The organism is Paracoccus aerodenitrificans, from assembly GCF_027913215.1.
Classification (GTDB): domain Bacteria; phylum Pseudomonadota; class Alphaproteobacteria; order Rhodobacterales; family Rhodobacteraceae; genus Paracoccus; species Paracoccus aerodenitrificans.
In genome coordinates this window covers 2,231,064-2,250,518 of sequence record NZ_CP115784.1, presented here as the reverse complement: position 1 = coordinate 2,250,518, position 19,455 = coordinate 2,231,064, and the positions used below count along the sequence as shown (strand labels likewise).

Sequence of the window (19,455 nt, the reverse complement as noted above, 5' to 3'; positions counted from 1 at the left end):
CTGGCAAAGGGGTCCTGCACTGAATGGCAGGTTTTGTCTGGGCGGATTGCCGCGTTGCTCTTGTTAAAAATGACTGCGACAAGGAAATCAGTAACGAAAAGTTAAGGGACAGGTTCCGATGTGTCGCGATATCCGTAATTTTATCATTCCGGTGGTTGCCGGGCTTTCGATTGGTCAGCCAGTACAGGCCTTGGCTCAGGAAACCGCCGAGCGTGGGATATGCGGTCAGCCGCAGGTCCTGAACGCGGCCAGCCTGTCGCTTGAGGGCGTACCCGAGGAACTCGTCGGTGAGTTCGTCAAGCTGGAGCGCAGCGAGCCGCGCTATATCGAAATCAGCCTTGCGCAACGGGCTGAGTTGACCTTCGCGACACGCGGTGCCGAGGCCGACACTGTGCTGATGCTGCTGAACAGTGCTGGCGAGTTTATCGATTCAGACGATGATGGCGGGGAAGAGCTTGATTCGCGTCTGGTGACGGCGCTGAATCCGGGTGATTACTGCCTTCAGGTCTCGAAATTCGGCGATTATGAAGTGCTTTCGACCGATGTGCCGGTGACCATTGCCGCCGCCGCGGGACCCGAACCCTGCATGATCTCGGCAGGCCGGCGTTTTGAGCTCGGCCCTGACAGCGAGGCGATTATCGCCACGGATGTGCTGACCGATAAGGCGGATTTCGTGCTGAAACTCGCCCCCGGAACCGGGGCACAGATTCTGGCGAAAAGCCCGGTTTTCGATACATATCTGACGCTGGAAGATCAGGACGGCGCCGTCATCGATGAAGATGATGACGGGTTTCAGGGTACGGACAGCATGATCGAACTGAGCCCTGCGGATGGCGGGGCGGAATATTGCATCAGGCTCAGCAGCTATGACGACGATAACGGGATCTATGCCCTGTCGCTCAGCCCGGTGACTGAACAGTAACATCAATGCAGGCCGGGGCGTCAGCCCCGGTGTTGCAGGCTGGCAAAGGTGGTCGGGTCCAGACTGTCCTGCGCGAAGGTCTCGCCATTAACCAGCATTGACACGGCGTCATGGCTGTGCAGCGATTCCTGATGGCTGGCGATGATCCGGAAATCGCCCACACGCGGTTCCGCGATCAACTGTTCTGCAAAGCTGCGCACAGCGTCCTCGACGAAGATCGGATTGGCCGCGTTAAGCTCGGCAAAGGCCTGTTCGTCCTCGCGCTTGACCATGACCTGAGTTTCCGTCGGCACGGCGCGGCGGCAAAGCTCGATCATGTCTTCGAACCAAAGCCGGTCGGGGCCTTCCATCACCACGGAAAGCCGCGCCACGGAACGCTGAGAATGCGGCGTCGCCAGACGGCCCCGGCTTTCTCGGGCATGTTCGGACAATTCCAGCGAACAGGGGCAGGTCGAGGAATAGACATAATCCAGATGCATGATCCGGCGGCGCAGTCCGTCATGCTCGATCAATTCCTGCGCGATGTCGTAATATTGCCAGCCCGTCAGCCCCGAACGCAGCGAGTCAACCCGCATCGGATAGGACAGCCGCATCTGGATCCGCGCATCCATGCTGTCCAGATCGTCCTTGTAATCGTTCAGAGCGGTTTCCAGCACATCCATGCTGAATTTCTTGTCGGCATGCGCATAGAAGCTGCGCATGATGCGGGACATGTTGATGCCCTTGCGGTCGGCCTCAAGACTGACCGTGCCGGTGACGCTGGTTTCCAGCGCGATCTCGCCGCCATCGCGGGTCTGATAGCGGATCGGCAGGCGGAAATTGGAAATCCCGACATGCTGGATCAGGACATTCGCGCCGACGATCAGGCTGGCCGGGCCGTTCTGCAGATCGGGCAGGCTGGCCTTGTATTGCGGATCGACCTTGAAATCGGCGTCATATTCCCGCGCAAGCGCAGGGTAGAGCGTGGGGGGACGAGGCGTGTTCAAGGTGCGGCTCCTTTTGTTCGCGCCTCAGCATATATGTTAATTTTTTCGGAGCCAAAGAGTTCCCGGTGAAGAGAGGACAAGCTTCCATATCCTCGCCGGTTTGCGTCAGATTATCCCAAAGCCCGCTTAAGATCCGCGATCAGATCGTCAGGATGCTCCAGCCCCACGGAAAGCCGCACCAGCCCCGGAGAGATCCCCAGCCTTGCGCGTTCTTCCTCGCTCAGCCGCTGATGGGTCGTGGTCGCGGGATGGGTCACGATGGATTTCGCATCGCCCAGATTATTCGAGATCAGGACCAGTTCCAGCCGGTTCAGCACCTCGAACGCGCCATCCTTGCCGCCGACGATCTCAAGCGCCAGCATGGTGCCGCCCGATCCCATCTGCGCCATCGTCAGTTCGTGCTGCGGATGGTTCGGCAGGCCGGGATAGATCAGTTTCGACAGTTTTTGATGCCCGTTCAGCGCCTCGGCGATCGCCTTGGCACTGTCGGCCATCGCGCGGACCCGCAGATCCATCGTGGTCAGTCCGGTCAGCATCAACCAGGCGTTGAACGGGCTGATCGCGCCGCCGGAATGCTTCAGATAGGGTTCCGCAACCTCGCGGACGAATTGTTTCGTGCCGCAGACGATACCGCCAAGCGCACGGCCCGCGCCGTCGATATGCTTGGTTGTCGAGTAGATCACCACATCCGCACCCTGTTCCACCGCATGGGAGAAAACCGGCGTCGCGAAGACATTATCGACGATGACCAGAGCGCTGTGGCGATGCGCAATCTCTGAGACAGCGGTGATATCCACCACCTCAAGCGTCGGGTTGGACACGGATTCGAAGAAAACCGCCGTGGTTCCCTCGCGGACCGCTGAGCGCCACTGATCCAGATCGGTGCCGTCCACCAACGTGACCTCGATCCCGAAACGCTGCATCACATCCAGCAGATACAAGTTCGAGCCGAACAACGCCCGCGCCGCGACGATATGGCTGCCCGATTTGCAGATCGCCATCAGCGTGCCATTCACTGCCGCCATGCCGGATGTGGTCGCGAAAGCGTCCTCGGTCCCTTCCAGCGCTGCCACGCGGTCCTCGAACATCCGGTTCGTCGGGTTGCCATAGCGGGCATAGATGAACTCATCCTCGCCCGCTTTCTGGAACCGTGCCTCGGCCTGTTCGGCACTGTCATAGGCGAAACCCTGGGTCATGAACATCGCCTCGGCCATCTCGCCATACTGGCTGCGACGGGTTCCGGCGTGGACCGCAAGGCTGCGCTTGTGCAGATTGCTGTTGTTCATGATGAGCCTCTTTTGTTGAGCTTTCGCGATACGCCGGTGCCACAGCTTTGGCAAGGATCGTGGGCCTTCCCCCTGCCACTTGCCGCGCTCGCCGCTTTGTTGCAATTCCGCAACTTCAGCCCGCTCTCTGCGATATGTCTACCATATGTTGTGGAATGTCACGGCTCTGTCACAAGGCGGTCATTCCAGTGTCGTGCGGCAGATCTAAGCGGCAAGCGACGGAAACTGCACGCGATATTGATCATGGCTATCGTGCCGCTCAATGCCGACCAGCCGATTCCGCCGGGGCTGCTGCACCGGGCGGCAAAGCTGCCTGCGGGTGCGCCCGTTATCGTCATGGTGCATGGGTACCGCTATTGCCCCTCGCATCCCGACCACGATCCGCATCGCCATATTCTCGGCCTGAAACCCAGCCTTCCGGGCGCGAAGCGGCTGCGTTCATGGCCGCGTGCGCTCGGGTTCAGTTCTGACGGCAATGAGGGGCTTGGTATTCCCTTCGGCTGGCCGGCCCGGGGCAGGCTGGCAAGTGCATATCGCCGTGCGGGACAGGTCGGCCGCGATCTGGCGCACAGTATCGAGGCGCTCTCTGACGCGGCCAACCGGCCCGTGCATGTGATCGGTCATTCGCTTGGTGCGCGTGTGGCACTTCAGGCGATGGTGGCCTCGAAATCCGGCAGTATCGGGCGGCTTATCCTGATGGCGGCGGCTGAGTTGCGTATCGAGGCAGAGGCGGCAATGACCAGCCCTGCCGCTCAGCAGGCCGAGATCATTAATGTCACCTCACGCGAAAACGATCTGTTCGATCTCGGGCTGGAATTGCTGGTCGGACGGGCCCGCAAACCCGCGCTTGGGCTGGGTCTGTCGCAGCCGCGCCGGAACTGGCTGGATCTGCAGATCGACGCGCCCGATGTGCGCGCGAGCCTAGCGGATCTGGGCTTCGATATCGGTGCCGATGTTGCGCGGGCCTGCCACTGGTCGCCCTATCTGCGCGAAGGTCTGTTCGATTTTTATCGCGTCGCGCTTGGTCAGCCCTGGGCGCTGCCGCTGCCGCTGCTGCATGCGCATCTGCCGGTCGGTCAAAGCCCCCGCTGGTCGCGCCTGCTGGAGATGCCCCGGCGGCGTCAGTCTTCCTTCTCAAGCGCATAACGGTTGAACAGACCGGCATTGCCCATAAAGAAAACGAACATGATGACCGGCAGGCCGAAGGTCTTGAAATTGACCCATGCCGTGTCGGACATGGTCCGCCAGACAAACTCATTCGCGACAGCCAGTCCGATGAATAACAGAACCATGCGGCGGGTCAGCTTCATCCAGCCCTCATGCTGCATGGGCAGCGCCTCGCCCAGAACCAGCTCAAGCCAGTTGCGTTTAAGCATCAGTCCCAAGCCCAGAAGCCCGGCGAAAATCGCATAGATCAGCGTCGGTTTCATCTTGAAGAAGCGGTCATCGTTCAGCCAGATGGTCAGCCCGCCAAAGACCACGACCAGTATCAGCGTCATAAGCTGCATCGCCGAGAGCTTACCTGTCAGCCGCCAGAGGGCCAGCATGGACAGCGCCAGCACCGGCACGAACACCATCGTCGCCAGCACGAAACCTTCATATTCGGTGCTGCCAATCGTGACAGGGCGGTTCCGCATCAGCATATAGACGGCGAAAAAGGCGATAAGCGGGCCGTATTCAAGCGCGATCTTGAGACCGGGTTTGATCTGTTTCATTCCAACTCCTTGCGGCACCTCTCTGGTCGGTGCCGTATTTCATGACGACCGTGCCGGAGGCAATGGCTGTGATCAGCCGCGCATATCCGGGTTCAGTCAAGCCGGACGGCAGCGAAAATCTCTCCAGGATAGGGGCCCTGCATTTCCTGTACGATCAGCGCGTGGCGGGTATCCTCGGGCAGGTCCTGCGCATTTCCCGCCCGCAGCGTCACGGTGAGCCGCAGCGGAACGCTGCCGTCCCATTCTGCAAGAATATCGCTGGCCACGACGATATTATACATTCTCAGCGTCTGCCCGGCATTCTCTCCGGCCCCGATTGTCACGGTCCGGTCGGGAAGATAGCGCACCAGTTCCACCACCAGATCAGGCGGCAATTGCATCCGCGGGGTCAGTTCGATTTCGACGCTCGGACCGGATTCGCGGCGCAAGATGTCGATGCGTCCGCCCTCGGCCAGCTCACGCTTGATCGCGGTCATCAGATGGGCCGGGCGCATATCGTTAATGCCCGATTCGCCACCGACGATGATTTGCGGTGTGAACAAAAGGCGCGATCCCCGTGCAAGGTTATAGGCTTTCTGCCGCAGGCTGAACTGGGGCCGTGCGAAATCGTCGCGCCAGCCCAGATAGTCCCAGTAATCGACATGCCAACTGAGCAGCAGAACATCGTTGCGCCCGGTCAGATCGGCCAGCATATCGGTTGCGGGGGGACATGCCGCGCAGCCCTGCGCTGTAAACAGCTCGACCACGACCGGAGAAGGTGTGCGCGGACCCTCAGGAGCCGCCATTTGCACGGCCTGTCCGCGACGGGGCGAGGGCGTCGCAGCTTCCGGGACCGCCCGACGGGTCGTGTTTTCCGGCGCGGAAAAAGCAGCTTCGGCGTTTGTATCCGTGCTGCGGGCAGGGGCCTCGGCATTCCCGGCATCATCACCGTTCAGCGCATCGAACACCGCGTTAACGTCATCCATGATATCGGCATAGCCGCGATCCGCCTGAGCCTGACGATCCCGTCCGGGATCATCCTGTCCGCTTTGCGCCACAGCCGGAACGGAACCTGCGCAAAGGGTAAAGACCAGTATCGCTGCTGAAATGACGCCTGAGCTTTTCATGCCCGTCTTTTCTAAGATGAGAAGCGCTATGGGGATAGGACATCGGGGCGCGAAACCCAAATCAACGCTGTGTGACGCAACCTTCGTCACGGTCGCGTTGCACTTGTGCAACAAGTGAATTTTCAGTATGCAATTGCATACAAATACGCGTCGGCCACTTGAAACGAAGCTCGTAATGGTCCATCTGACAAGCGAAACGACTGCCGTACCCATCAAACCGACAGGGAGCGCTTTATGCCTATCGTCACCGGAACCGACACCGCAAAAACCCGCCGCACACTCAGTGCGGGCGGGCAGAGTGTAGATTATTATTCCATCCCCGCCGCGACCGAAGCCGGTCTCGGCGATTTTTCCAAACTGCCTGCTGCACTGAAGGTGGTGCTGGAAAACATGCTCCGCTTCGAAGATGGCGGCAAGACGGTCAGCACGGACGACATCAAGGCCTTTGCCGAATGGGCAGAGAAGGGCGGCAAGAACCCCCGCGAGATCGCCTATCGCCCGGCCCGCGTTCTGATGCAGGACTTCACCGGCGTTCCGGCTGTGGTTGACCTTGCAGCGATGCGTGACGGGATCGTGGCACTTGGCGGGGATGCACAGAAGATCAACCCGCTGAACCCGGTCGATCTGGTCATCGACCACTCGGTAATGATCGACGAATTCGGTACGCCGCGCGCTTTCCAGCACAATGTGGAACGCGAATATGAACGTAATATGGAGCGCTACACCTTCCTGAAATGGGGTCAGAAGGCGTTCAACAATTTCCGCGTGGTTCCCCCCGGCACCGGCATCTGCCACCAGGTCAATCTGGAATATCTGGCTCAGACCGTCTGGACCGACAAGGACCAGAACGGCAAGGAGGTCGCCTATCCCGATACGCTGGTCGGCACGGACAGCCACACCACGATGGTAAACGGTCTGGCGGTACTAGGATGGGGCGTCGGCGGGATCGAGGCCGAGGCCGCGATGCTGGGGCAGCCGATCTCGATGCTGATCCCCGAGGTTGTCGGCTTCAAGATCGACGGTGCGCTGAAGGAAGGCGTCACTGCGACCGACCTCGTGCTGAAAGTCGTACAGATGCTGCGTGAACATGGCGTTGTGAACAAATTCGTCGAATTCTACGGCGACGGGCTGTCAAACATGCCGCTGGCCGACCGCGCCACCATTGCCAATATGGCCCCCGAATACGGCGCAACCTGTGGCTTCTTCCCGGTAGACGACGAAACCCTGCGCTATCTGGAACAGACCGGCCGCGACAAGGATCGCATTGCTCTGGTCGAGGCCTATGCCAAGGAAAACGGCATGTGGCGCGACGAAGGGTATGAGCCGGTATATTCCTCGACCCTGCAATTGAATCTCGATGATGTGGTTCCGGCGATTTCTGGGCCCAAACGCCCGCAGGACCATACGCCTCTGGACACCTCTGCCAAGGCGTTCTGGGATCTGGTCATGGGAGAGCGTTTCAAGGACGAATCCGAACGCGCTGAGATCCGTTGGGACGCCGATGGCGGCACCCGTGAGCCGGGCTATGTTCCGGGCGGACGCCATAAGGGCTTCTCGGAAGGCTCGGTCGAAGGGGAGGATTACAAGCTGCATGACGGCAGCATCGTGATCGCCTCGATCACCTCCTGCACCAACACGTCGAACCCTTACGTGCTGATCGCCGCCGGTCTGGTGGCCCGCAAGGCGCGTGAGCTGGGTCTGGACCGCAAGCCTTGGGTGAAAACCTCGCTGGCACCGGGATCGCAGGTCGTGTCGGAATATCTGGAGGCCGCTGGCCTTCAGGAAGATCTGGATGCGATCGGGTTCAACCTTGTCGGCTATGGCTGCACAACCTGTATAGGCAACTCGGGCCCGCTTCAGCCGGAAATCTCGAAATCGATCAACGAAAACGATCTGATTGCCGTGTCGGTCCTGTCCGGCAACCGGAACTTCGAAGGCCGGATTTCGCCTGATGTCCGCGCCAATTATCTGGCCTCGCCGCCTCTGGTTGTGGCCTATGCGCTTGCGGGCGACATGAATATCGACCTGACCCGCGATCCGATCGCGCAGGACAAGAACGGCAACGACGTTTACCTGAAGGATATCTGGCCCTCATCGAAAGAGGTCTCGGATATGGTTCACAGCGTTGTCACGCGTGAGATGTTCCAGGAAAAATATGCCGATGTGTTCAAGGGTGACGAACGCTGGCAGGCGGTGGAAACCACGGATAACGAGGTTTACGACTGGCCACCGACCTCGACCTATATCCAGAACCCGCCTTACTTCCAGGGCATGTCGAAAGACCCCGGCGAGATTGAGGATATCAAGGGTGCCCGTGTTCTGGCGCTGCTTGGCGACATGATCACCACCGACCACATCTCGCCCGCCGGTTCCTTCAAGGAAAGCACGCCGGCCGGGAAATACCTGACCGAACGGCAGGTCCCCCCGCGTGAGTTCAACTCTTACGGTTCGCGCCGTGGTAACCATGAGGTCATGATGCGCGGCACCTTCGCCAATATCCGCATCAAGAACGAGATGCTGGACGGCACCGAAGGCGGCTATACCAAAGGGCCGGACGGGAAAGAGACCTCGATCTACGATGCGTCGATGGCTTATCAGGATAACGGCACTCCGCTGGTCGTGATCGGTGGTGAGCAGTATGGCGCAGGTTCCTCGCGTGACTGGGCGGCCAAGGGGACCAATCTTCTGGGCGTCAAGGCTGTGATCGCGGAATCGTTTGAGCGTATTCACCGCTCGAACCTGATCGGCATGGGTGTCATTCCGTTCGAGTTCACCGATGGCGACACCCGCAAGACGCTGAACCTGACCGGCGCTGAGCAGATCACCATTGAGGGTCTGGGCGATGTCAAACCGCTGGAAATCGTCGATGCGCAGATCAAGTATGCGGATGGCACCGAAAAGACTATCAAGGTCAAGGCGCGCATCGATACCGAGGTCGAGATCGAATACCTCAAGAATGGCGGCGTTCTGCACTATGTGCTACGCAACCTTGCGGCGGCCTGAACTTCAGCCGTCTGAAAGCTGAACATGAGGAAACCCCCGGCTGTTGTGGCCGGGGTTTTTTCCTTTCGTGGCTCAGTCGCGGAACAGCGCCTCGATCCGGGTAGCTTCGGCATCCAGTCCCCAGGGTGGGTTCACCACGAACATCCCCGACCCGATCATGCCGTGACCGGGTTTCGCGGGCGGAAACCGTATCTCCGATGTCAGCGCGTCGGGAAAAGACGATTGCAATTCGCGGATCATGCCTGCCTGACGCTGATCGTCCCGCAGCAGCGGATACCACAGCGCCAGAATCCCGACATTCCATTTGCGCGAAATCGACTGAAGGAATCCGGGAATCGCCGCGTAATCGGCTTTGACCTCATAGCTGGGGTCGACCAGCATCAGCCCGCGTCGTGGGGTGGGAGGGCTCACCGCCTGCGCCATCGCGAATCCGTCTTGACGATAGAGCTTTGCTGTACCGGCGACGTTGTTCAGCGCGTCGTATTCCGCCGGATGCAGCTCGGCCAGATGGGCGCTGTCACCATCGCGCAGGAAATGCTGAGCGATCAGCGGTGAACCGGCATAGGCACTATCCCCATATCGCGTTCTGACGGCCATCAGGGGCTGCATCAGCGGATGGTCGGCGGAAAGCCAGTTTCCTGCTTCTGCCCGCGCGATACCCGCATCGGCTTCGGCGGTCTTGCGGGCCTCGGCTGCGCTCAGATCGTAAAGACCGCGCCCGGCATGGGTTTCGATATAGCTCAGCGGTTTGTCCTTGCCGGTGAGATAGTCGAGCATCCACGCAAGCAGGGCATGTTTGTGCAGATCCGCCGCGTTCCCGGCGTGATAAATATGCTGATAGGATAACATCCGCCCTTATCTCCCGGCTTTGCGGAAAAGAAAAGCGACGGCGCCCAGGGAGGAGGAGGGGCGCCGCCGCATCAACGCTGGCCCAGGGAGGAGGAGGGGCCGCGTATGGGTTGCGACGCAGGCAGGGAGGAGGAGAGCCTGCATCGCTCACGCCAGCCCCGGGGAGGAGGAAGGGGCTGCGTATAGGGTGCGACACAGGCAGGGAGGAGGAAGCCCGTATCGCAAACATCCGACCCCGGGAGGAGGAGAGGGCCGAACGTATTCTATTTAAGCGGTGCCCCCACAGGGAGGAGGAGGCAGGGGCACCGCTTTCACCACGAAACCCAGGGAGGAGGAGAGGGTTCCGTCGTATCTGGCGGTGGCGCCTCCAGGGAGGAGGAGGGGAGGCGCCACCTTAACCCGGACCCAGGGAGGAGGGAGGGTCGGGTATGGTTATTCCTTACTTGCCCCAAGCCGCTTCGGTCGCGATCCGGGTAATCATGCTGCGGCTGATGCCCAGATCGTTCAGTTCACGATTGGACAGAGCGGACAGCTCATTCACCGTCTGGCGATAGATCGCGCGGCGGGCGCGTGCTTCCTGGACGCGCACAATCAGCCCCATGATACCGGTGCCGGCTTTGCGCTCTTCGCGGACGGTGCGGTGCAGAGTGTTGGTCGCAGTCATTGTTCTATCGCTTCTTTATCCGTTTCGACGATGCAGCCCTTCCGCGTCGTCGTTGTGAACAAGATGGCCCGAATGCTGCACTTGCACAACCGGGTATTCCGTCAATGCTGCTATGCAGCAAGCGCAATGGAATGGGTGCTTCACTGACATGTCTAGGATATCTGGTATGAACAAACTGATAAAATGCGGGTAGCGCTACGCAAATACTGACGTTTTGAACAGGTTTTGCAGACTGCCCTGCCGCCGCGTTCGTCACATAGCTTCATATTCCAGAAAGGTTCCCGTGACGCTGCGTCAAAAGCATGGGGTAACCTATATCGAATTTTGGCCCGGAATGGCGTCGTGCGGAGGTTTGGTGGTTGCCAGACAGTCTGCATATGGCTGGTAATCCAGTGTCAGCATCTGTTTCGGCAATTTTAAGGCATCTCGGCCCGCTAAAGCATCGATAGGCCAGTGCGAATCCCGAATCAAGCCGGAGTCGCTGCTGTCGGCAGGTGCGGAGTAAAGTTCATATGCGGGGCTTTCGCTGGAATCTGGCGGATCAACCAGCAGGACAGCTACATCCTGACGCGGCGTATAAGAAGGCGCATAGGCCACGGGATTTTATGGGAACCGGAGGGCACGAAAACGAATCACCGCGCCGTGAGAGAACGTGATCCGGACGAATCGACCCGGTTTCAGCGGCCTATTATCCGTAATCCGATCGGTGAACAGAGATTTCTGGGAAATTTTGGGAAATTGTCATAGATGTGCTCTGCGCACAACATTTAGTATAAATTGTAAGTATTTTGTCTAGTGGTATGCCGTCTTGACGTCTTGTATTCGAATGTTCCCGAACCGTTCACGGCGACTCACATCTGCTCACGCTCTGCCTGCCCATTATTTTCCATTGCTTCCCATGAATTCCCGTGGCATCACGTTTTTACGGAGACGGGCTTAAGGGGCGACCAAGACCCCGAAGGCGATAGCAGGCTTCATACAGGCACCCGCTTCCGGACAAGACGGTCCCAAACGTGCGAGCAGCACCTCCCCCAAGGTGGCACCAGGGACCGGCCCGCCAACGAGCGGGACCCAGAGATGGGAACGAGGGCGGCGGATCGGGCGGTGGCAGCGGCCCGGTCCGCCTTTCTTTTCCGGCTCCGGGAAAGAGGGACAGGATCGAAGGAAAGGCTTGCCGGTGGCGCGCAAGTTCAGAGGCTCGGAAGAGGTAAAGGTGGATGGCAAGGGTCGCATGTCGATCCCGGCCCGGTTCCGCCGTATCTTCGAAGCCGGCGATCCTGACTGGAAACCATCGGAACGCACCCGGATGATCGTGGTTTACGGTCCCGAAAGCTGGAAGAAGCTGGAATTCTACACTGTCGACGCCGCAGACCGCATTGATGAGGAAATCGACAGGCTGCCGCGCGGCTCGCAAGAGCGGCTCTGGCTGGAAACGCTGATGAACGGCATGGCGACCGAGGCCGAGATCGACACGGATGGCCGTCTGGTCCTGCCGCAGAAACTGCGTGACAAGATCGGTCTGGACAATGAGGCATTCTTTACCTCGAAAGGTGATTTCGTCGAGGTCTGGAACCCGGAAAACTACTCGGAAGCCAGCGGCACATTGCAGGAATTCATGGAGCGTTTCCCCGACGGGTTCGATCCGCGCAGCTTCCTTGGCAATGCCCCCATCCAAGACCCGCGCGAGGGCTAGGCGATGCCTGTGTCCGGTCCCTCAGACAACGATCCGCATATCCCGGTCCTGATCCGTCCGCTGATTGAGGCTGTCGCGCCGGTCAGCGGGATCTGGGTCGACGGGACATTCGGTGCCGGGGGATATACACGACAATTGCTGGATGCGGGTGCCGATCAGGTCATCGCAATCGACCGCGATTCGCGCGTTTTCGAGATGGCCGAAAGCTGGGCCGGGCAATATGGGCCGCGGCTGAAGCTGGTTGAGGGTGTGTTTTCGGATCTCGACAGGCTGGCCGGGCAGCCTGTGGATGGGGTGGTTCTGGATCTGGGCGTCAGTTCGATGCAGCTCGATCAGGCCGAGCGCGGGTTTTCCTTCCTGCGCGACGGGCCTCTGGATATGCGCATGGGAAGCGACGGGCCAAGCGCCGCCGATCTGCTGAATTCGGCGGATGAGGCCCGTATCGCGGATGTGCTGTATCATTTCGGTGAGGAACGCGCCTCGCGGCGGATCGCGCGGGCCATCGTCGCGGCGCGTCCGCTGAGCAGCACCTCCCAGCTTGCCGAGCTGGTCGCCAGCCAGTTGCCGCGCCCCAGACCGGGGCAGAGCAACCCCGCGACGCGCAGCTTTCAGGCGATCCGGATCTGGGTGAATGATGAGTTCGGCCAGCTTGCCGAAGGTCTTGCGGCGGCAGAACGTGCGCTGAAACCGGGAGGCAGGCTGGCGGTGGTCAGTTTCCACTCGCTTGAGGACCGCGTGGTGAAGCGTTTCCTGCAATCGCGGGCGGCGAAGGCGGGCGGCGGCTCGCGTCACGCACCGGCCGAGCAGGTCGAGGCTCCGACATTCACCCTGCCATTCCGTCGCGCGATATCCGCCGATGAGGCAGAGCTTTCCTCGAACCCCCGCTCCAGAAGCGCTTTTCTGCGGGTCGGAATCAGAACCGAAGCGCCTGCGCGGGATCTGGATGCCAATCGGATCGCCGTGCCCTCGCTGCCGCAGAAAGGGGGACGGAGATGAAATCCGTTCTCTATCTGGTCGTGGCTCTGGTGGTGATGTCGCTGGCCTTCTGGGCCTATCGCGAGAATTACCGGACTCAGGATGCGCTGAATGAAATGGAATCGGTGCAGAAAGAGATCGCCAGCCTGCGCGAACAGCTTCTGGTCCTGAGCGCCGAGTGGGATTATCTCAACCGTCCCGCGCGGCTGCGGGAACTGGTCCGGCTGAACGCTGACCGGCTGGAACTGGAACCGATCACCTCGGATCAGTTCGTGGACACCTCGAACATCGATTATCCGCCGCCTCCGGTCAGATACCCGCCGCGTCGGCCGGAGGATTTCGTGCCGCCCACCGAGGGCGCAATCACCGACGCCGACCCGACACCATCAGAAGCCGAGGCAGCCGACAGGCCGCCCAGACAGGAGCCTCAGTGATGATCCGCAAACCGCTGCGCCCGCTGGCCCGTATCCTCCGCGCCCGTGAAACCGGCCAAGATCCCGATGAGATCGAGGCGGAAAACCGCGCCAGACGCCATGCCGAGATTCAGGACCGCGCCCGCAAACGGGCCGAGGGACGGCTGGTCTTCATGGCGCTTGGCTTTCTTGCGGCTTTCGGAACGGTCGGGTTCCGCATGGGCGCTCTGGCGGCTTCGGACCCTGCCGAGCCGCGCGTTCAGGCCAGCGGCACCCAGATCATTTCGCAACGCGCCGATATCACCGACCGCGAGGGCCGCGTCCTTGCAACCAATATGCTGACCCACAGTCTGTATGCGCAGCCCAATCAGATGGTTGACGGTCGCTCTGCGGCAGAGGCCCTGTCACGGATTTTCCCCGATCTGGATCGGGAAAGGCTGGTCAGGGATTTCTCGAATCCCAACCGCAAATTCATGTGGATCAAGAAGAAGATCAGCCCTGAACAGATGCAGGCCGTTCACGATATCGGCGAGCCGGGCCTGCTGTTCGGCCCGCGCGAGATGCGGCTTTACCCGAACGGGCCGGTTGCCAGCCATATTCTCGGCGGCTCGGCGTTTGGGGTGGAAGGGGTGAACAGTGCCGAGGTGATCGGCACGGCTGGTGTCGAAAAAGCGTTCGACGGGTGGCTGCGCAATCCGGCGAATGAAGGTGCGCCGCTGACCCTGTCCATCGACCTGACCGCGCAATCCGCAATGGAGGAAGTGCTGTCCTCCGGCATGCGCAATATGAATGCGAAAGGTGCCGCCGGTGTCCTGCTGGAGATCCAGACCGGCGAGATCGTGGCGATGGCCAGCCTGCCGGATTTCGACCCGAATGATCGGCCACGTCCCGCGCTTGAGGGCGATCCGTCGGCTAGTCCCTTGTTCAACCGCGCCGTGCAAGGCCAGTATGAGCTTGGATCGACCTTCAAGATCTTCCCGGTCGCGCAGGCGATGGATCTCAAGCTGGTCAATCCCAACACGCATATTAACGGAAACAGCCCGATGAGAATCGGGAAGTACAATATCAGCGACTATCATAATTACGGTGCCAGCCTGTCGGTGACGGATATCATCGTGAAATCCTCGAATGTCGGCACGGTGCGGATCGCGCAGATGATTGGCGTGGACCGCCAGAAGGAATTCCTGAAGGATATGGGGTTTTTCGAGCCGACCAGTGTCGAGATGGTCGAGGCTCCGACCGGCAAGCCCATCGTACCGGAACGCTGGCCCGCCGTGACTGCAGCGACGGTCAGCTTTGGTCACGGTCTGGCCGCCAGCCCGCTGCATCTCGCCTCGGCCTATGCCACGCTTGCGAATGACGGGCGCAAGGTAACGCCGACTCTGGTGCATGGAAAGCGCCGCCCTCCGGGCGAACAGGTCGTGTCTCCGCAGGCGGCGAAGCTGTCGCTGGATCTGCTGCGGCAGGTGGTTGTGCGCGGTACGGCGCGTTCCGGCAATGTCGAGGGGTATGAGATCGCGGGCAAGACCGGAACCGCGGACAAGCCGCGGCCTGGCGGTGGCTATTACGATAATCGCGTGGTGGCGAATTTTGCCGCTGTGTTTCCCTATCAGGACCCGAAATATGTGCTGGTGGTCACTTTGGACGAACCCAGCACCGTTCTGGGCGGCGGTGAAAGCCGGGTTGCGGGTGCGACCGCCGTGCCGGTTGCCGCTGATGTGATCCGCCGGGTCGCGCCGGTTCTGGGGCTGAGACCGGTCGGCGTGAAGCCGCTTCCTGTGATTGAAGCGCCACCTGAAACTGGGCTAAAGGTCGCCGCAAACGAGTGACGGAGACAATATGAGCGAGGGCGTCAAGCGGCTGTCCCAACTTGGGCTGAGCGCAATCGGCGGGCGGGACCCGGAGATAACGGGGATTTCGGTCGACAGCCGGACGGTGCGGCCCGGATATCTGTTCGCGGCGCTTCCCGGTTCCGCATTGCACGGGGGCGAATTCATTCAATACGCGCTGCGGATGGATGCCGTCGCCATTCTGACCGATGCGGCTGGCGCGGCTTTGGCCGCAGATGTGCTGCGAGGCTGGGACGGAGCACTTGTCGTGGCCGAGGATCCCCGCGCGGCTCTGGCCGGTGCAGCGGCGCTGTTTTTCGGTCAGCAGCCCGAACGCGTGGTCGCCGTGACCGGAACGGCGGGTAAGACCTCGGTTGCCAGCTTCACCCGGCAGATCTGGCAATCCCTCGGCCATAAGGCGATTAGCCTCGGCACGATGGGGGTGCAGGGTGATTATGAGGCGAAGCTGTCACATACGACTCCTGAACCTGTGACCCTGCACCGCATCTTGTCCGAGGCCGCGAAGGCCGGGGTCACCAATGTGGCGATGGAGGCGTCCTCGCACGGGCTCGATCAGCGTCGTCTGGACGGGGTTCGGATCAAGGCGGCTGCCTTCACGAATTTCAGTCAGGATCATCTGGATTACCACGCAGGATTCGATGAATATTTCTCTGCCAAGGCGTTGTTGTTCAATCATATTCTGGAAACTGGAGATGCTGCCGTCATCAATGCCGATGGTGAGCGTGGTCAGCAGATGGCGGAAATCGCCCGCGATGCCGGGCTGATGCTGATGACCGTCGGCAGGGATGAGAACTGCGATTTTCAGGTTCTCGGACAGCGTTACGACGCGACGGGTCAGGATCTGCGCTTTGCCTGGCAGGGGCGGCCACATCTTGTCCGGCTTGGCCTGATCGGCGGGTTTCAGGCGGAAAATGTGCTGGCGGCTGCGGGTCTTGCCATCGCTTCCGGCGACGACCCGGCACGCGTGTTCGAGGTGCTGCCGCAGCTTGAAACCGTGCGCGGACGGATGCAGCTTGTTGCTCAACGTGAAAACGGCGCGGCGGTTTTCGTCGATTATGCGCATAAACCCGGCGCGGTGATCGCGGCGCTGCAATCGCTGCGGCCTCATGTGATGGGACGGATCATTGTCGTTCTGGGCGCGGGCGGCGACCGCGACAAAGGCAAACGTGCGCTGATGGGGCAGGCGGCGCAAGATTTCGCCGATGTTGTGATCGTCACCGATGACAATCCGCGCAGCGAGGATCCGGCCTCTATCCGGGCCGAGGTCATGAAGGGCGCGGGTCCCGATGCTACCGAGATCGGCGACCGGGCCGAGGCGATCCTGCGTGGAGTGGATGCTTTGCAGCCGGGCGATGCGCTTCTGGTTGCTGGGAAGGGACATGAAACCGGCCAGATCGTCGGCAGCGATGTCTTTCCCTTCGACGATGCGGAACAGGCCTCGGTTGCGGTTGCTGCTCTGGACGGGAAAATCTGATGGCGCTCTGGTCCTCTGACGATGCGGCGAAGGCGACAGGCGGCCGGAATACGGGCGAGTGGCAGGCGACAGGTGTCAGCATCGACACGCGCTCGATCCAGCCCGGAGAGTTGTTTGTCGCGCTCAGCGATACGCGTGACGGCCACGACTTCGTCGCGCAGGCCTTCCAGAAAGGCGCTGCGGCGGTGCTTGTCAGCCGGGTGCCGGAAAATCTGCCCGAAAACCTGCCTCTGCTGATCGTCGATGACGTTTTGCCCGCGCTTGAGGCGATGGGAAGGGCGGCCCGTGAGCGTATGCAGGGGAAGGTGATCGGCGTGACCGGCTCGGTCGGTAAGACCTCGACCAAGGAGATGCTCCGGGCTGCTCTGGCCCGGCAGGGGAAGCTTCATGCTGCCGAGGCATCCTATAATAACCATTGGGGGGTGCCGCTGACACTGGCGCGGATGCCTCGGGACAGCGATTTCGCGATTATCGAAATCGGCATGAGCAATCCTGGCGAAATCGCGCCGCTGGCGCGGATGGCTCGCCCCCATGCCGCGCTGATCACCACGATTGCTGCGGCGCATATGGCGGCATTTGAGGGGCTGGACGGGATCGCACGGGAAAAAGCGGCGATCTTCAGCGGGCTGGTGCCGGGCGGTGCGGCGATCATTCCGACGGGGCTTTCCACAACCCCGATCCTGCGGGAAGCGGCGGATGATGTGGGTGCGCCGATCCTGTCCTTCGGGGATGACGGAGAAGCACGTCTGATCTCCTCCGAACCGGATGGCGAGACCCTGCGCGTCCGTGCCGCCTTGTCTGGCAAACCCATCAACTTCACCTTGCAATCGGTCGGGCCTCATTTCGCTGCCAATTCAATTGGAGTGCTGGCCACGGTCAGCGCAATCGGTGCCGATGTGATCGAGGCCGCGAAATCGCTGGCGGACTGGACCCCGCCCAAAGGCCGTGGCCGGGTTGAACAGCTTGGCGGCATCCGCCTGATCGACGATGCGTTCAACGCCAATCCAAGCTCGATGCGGGCGGGACTCGGCACTGTCTCGCGCCTGCCCGGAGCGCGGCGGGTCGCGATCCTCGGGGATATGCTGGAACTGGGCGGGGATGAGGCGGAACAACATCGTCTTCTGGCGTCTGATCCGGCGATGGAGGCCATCGGGATTGTGCATTCCGCAGGCCCCCTTATGCGCCATATGCACGACGCTCTGCCGGCGGAAAAACGCGGGGTCTGGTCGGAAAAAGCCGATGATCTGGCCTCGCGTCTGGACGAACTCGTCCGAGAGGGCGATACGGTGATCGTCAAGGGCTCGAAAGGTTCATATATCAGCCGCGTCGTTGACGCGATGCGCAAGGCCGGGAACATGGCCGGAAACACAGGGACATAACGAATGCTGTATTGGCTGTCCGAACTGAATGGCGGCGACGGGATCTTCAACCTTTTCCGTTACATCACCTTCCGGGCCGGAGGGGCCTTCTTCACCGCGCTGATCTTTGCGTTCCTGTTCGGCAAGCCGCTGATCGACTATCTGCGCCGGGTCCAGAAAAAGGGTCAACCGATCCGCGATGACGGCCCCGAGGGGCATTTCGTCAAGGCAGGCACCCCGACAATGGGCGGGATCCTGATCCTTTCGGCACTGCTGGTTGGTACGCTGATGTGGGCGCGGCTGTCCAACGGCTATATCTGGATCGTGCTGATGGTGACCTATGGGTATGCCGCGATTGGCTTCGCCGACGATTACGCCAAGGTCAGCAAGCACAACGCCAAAGGCGTCTCTGGGCGCATCCGCATGGCGCTTGGCTTCGGTCTGGCTTTCATCGCCTCGGCCTGGACGATGTTCCTGCACCCCGAAGGGCTGACCGGGCAGCTTGCCTTTCCGTTCTTCAAGGATGCGCTGCTGAATCTGTCCATTCTGTTCATTCCCTTCGCCATGATCGTGATCGTCGGCGCGGCCAATGCGGTGAACCTGACGGATGGTCTGGACGGGCTGGCGATCATGCCGGTGATGATCGCAGGAGCCACGTTCGGTGTGATCGCCTATATGGTCGGCAACGCGAATTTCGCGGAATATCTCGGCCTGCACGGCGTTCCCGGCGCGGGCGAGATCGTGATCTTCGTTGCCGCCCTGATCGGCGGCGGGCTTGGGTTCCTGTGGTACAACGCGCCACCCGCTGCGGTCTTCATGGGCGATACCGGCTCACTGGCGCTTGGTGGCGCATTGGGAGCGATTGCCGTCGTGACAAAGCATGAAATCGTCCTCGCGATTGTCGGAGGCCTGTTCGTGGTCGAGGCCCTGTCGGTCATTATTCAGGTGCTTTATTTCAAGCGCACCGGCAAACGCGTCTTCCTGATGGCCCCGATCCACCACCATTTCGAGAAGATGGGCTGGAAGGAAAGCCAGATCGTGATCCGCTTCTGGATTATTGCGCTTGTACTGGCGCTGATCGGGTTGGCGACGCTGAAGCTGCGGTGATCCTCCGCTTTTACCTTCACACTGGCTGAAATATCCTCGGGGGTGCGGGGGCAG

General features: G+C 60.8%; 16 protein-coding genes. 10 read left to right on the top strand and 6 right to left on the bottom strand.

Going from position 1 to position 19,455, the window contains the following annotated elements; translation table 11 throughout:
* The first annotated feature begins 118 nt into the window (after positions 1-118).
* On the top strand, positions 119-922 hold the full coding sequence (locus PAE61_RS12405) for a hypothetical protein (RefSeq protein WP_271112692.1): 804 nt from the start codon (positions 119-121) through the stop codon (positions 920-922).
* Between the two features lie 20 nt (positions 923-942).
* On the opposite strand, the gene folE2 is transcribed toward PAE61_RS12405, so the two are convergent.
* Together folE2 and metZ are read right to left on the bottom strand one after the other, a co-directional pair.
* Positions 943-1,908 carry a GTP cyclohydrolase FolE2 gene (gene folE2 / locus PAE61_RS12400; protein WP_271112691.1) on the bottom strand — a complete coding sequence of 322 codons (966 nt, stop codon included), beginning with the start codon at positions 1,906-1,908 and terminating at the stop codon, positions 943-945.
* Between the two features lie 110 nt (positions 1,909-2,018).
* A complete protein-coding gene (metZ, locus tag PAE61_RS12395; RefSeq protein WP_271112690.1) occupies positions 2,019-3,194 on the bottom strand; it encodes an O-succinylhomoserine sulfhydrylase in 1,176 nt (391 codons plus the stop codon).
* Positions 3,195-3,437: 243 nt separating this feature from the next.
* On the opposite strand from metZ, the gene PAE61_RS12390 reads away from it, so the two are divergent.
* On the top strand, positions 3,438-4,340 hold the full coding sequence (locus tag PAE61_RS12390) for a DUF726 domain-containing protein (RefSeq protein WP_271112689.1): 903 nt from the start codon (positions 3,438-3,440) through the stop codon (positions 4,338-4,340).
* On the opposite strand, the gene PAE61_RS12385 is transcribed toward PAE61_RS12390, so the two are convergent.
* Positions 4,316-4,909, bottom strand: a complete 594-nt coding sequence (locus PAE61_RS12385; RefSeq protein ID WP_271112688.1) for an inner membrane-spanning protein YciB — start codon at positions 4,907-4,909, stop codon at positions 4,316-4,318. The genes PAE61_RS12390 and PAE61_RS12385 overlap by 25 nt on opposite strands.
* A 92-nt stretch (positions 4,910-5,001) precedes the next feature.
* Entirely contained in the window at positions 5,002-6,015 is a 1,014-nt protein-coding gene (locus tag PAE61_RS12380; protein WP_271112687.1) for a DUF1223 domain-containing protein, read from the bottom strand.
* A gap of 234 nt (positions 6,016-6,249) precedes the next feature.
* Here PAE61_RS12380 and acnA point away from each other — a divergent pair, with 234 nt between their 5' ends.
* Positions 6,250-9,018, top strand: a complete 2,769-nt coding sequence (acnA, locus tag PAE61_RS12375; RefSeq protein WP_271112686.1) for an aconitate hydratase AcnA — start codon at positions 6,250-6,252, stop codon at positions 9,016-9,018.
* Positions 9,019-9,090: 72 nt separating this feature from the next.
* Here acnA and rlmJ read toward each other — a convergent pair whose 3' ends face one another.
* On the bottom strand, positions 9,091-9,867 hold the full coding sequence (gene rlmJ, locus PAE61_RS12370) for a 23S rRNA (adenine(2030)-N(6))-methyltransferase RlmJ (RefSeq protein ID WP_271112685.1): 777 nt from the start codon (positions 9,865-9,867) through the stop codon (positions 9,091-9,093).
* 439 nt (positions 9,868-10,306) lie between these two features.
* Positions 10,307-10,468, bottom strand: coding sequence for a DUF1127 domain-containing protein (locus PAE61_RS12365; protein ID WP_271115149.1), 162 nt, complete (start codon positions 10,466-10,468; stop codon positions 10,307-10,309).
* A 1,240-nt stretch (positions 10,469-11,708) separates the two neighbouring features.
* On the opposite strand from PAE61_RS12365, the gene mraZ reads away from it, so the two are divergent.
* From mraZ to mraY, 7 genes are read left to right on the top strand one after another with little or no spacing between them, the layout of a single operon-like run.
* On the top strand, positions 11,709-12,224 hold the full coding sequence (gene mraZ / locus PAE61_RS12360) for a division/cell wall cluster transcriptional repressor MraZ (RefSeq protein WP_271112684.1): 516 nt from the start codon (positions 11,709-11,711) through the stop codon (positions 12,222-12,224).
* Between the two features lie 3 nt (positions 12,225-12,227).
* Positions 12,228-13,220 (top strand): 16S rRNA (cytosine(1402)-N(4))-methyltransferase RsmH, encoded by a 993-nt coding sequence (gene rsmH / locus PAE61_RS12355; protein ID WP_434803073.1) that lies wholly within the window; start codon positions 12,228-12,230, stop codon positions 13,218-13,220.
* A complete protein-coding gene (gene ftsL / locus PAE61_RS12350; RefSeq protein WP_271112682.1) occupies positions 13,217-13,633 on the top strand; it encodes a cell division protein FtsL in 417 nt (138 codons plus the stop codon). The genes rsmH and ftsL overlap by 4 nt, the downstream gene beginning before the upstream one ends.
* Positions 13,633-15,441, top strand: coding sequence for a peptidoglycan D,D-transpeptidase FtsI family protein (locus PAE61_RS12345; protein WP_271112681.1), 1,809 nt, complete (start codon positions 13,633-13,635; stop codon positions 15,439-15,441). The genes ftsL and PAE61_RS12345 overlap by 1 nt, the downstream gene beginning before the upstream one ends.
* A gap of 10 nt (positions 15,442-15,451) precedes the next feature.
* Positions 15,452-16,936: a UDP-N-acetylmuramoyl-L-alanyl-D-glutamate--2,6-diaminopimelate ligase gene (locus PAE61_RS12340; protein ID WP_271112680.1), complete on the top strand. Its 1,485-nt coding sequence runs from the start codon at positions 15,452-15,454 to the stop codon at positions 16,934-16,936.
* On the top strand, positions 16,936-18,315 hold the full coding sequence (locus PAE61_RS12335) for a UDP-N-acetylmuramoyl-tripeptide--D-alanyl-D-alanine ligase (RefSeq protein WP_271112679.1): 1,380 nt from the start codon (positions 16,936-16,938) through the stop codon (positions 18,313-18,315). Before PAE61_RS12340 ends, PAE61_RS12335 begins: the two co-directional genes overlap by 1 nt.
* 3 nt (positions 18,316-18,318) lie before the next feature.
* Complete coding sequence (mraY, locus tag PAE61_RS12330; protein ID WP_271112678.1) at positions 18,319-19,401, top strand: phospho-N-acetylmuramoyl-pentapeptide-transferase; 1,083 nt, start codon at positions 18,319-18,321, stop codon at positions 19,399-19,401.
* Positions 19,402-19,455 lie beyond the last annotated feature (54 nt).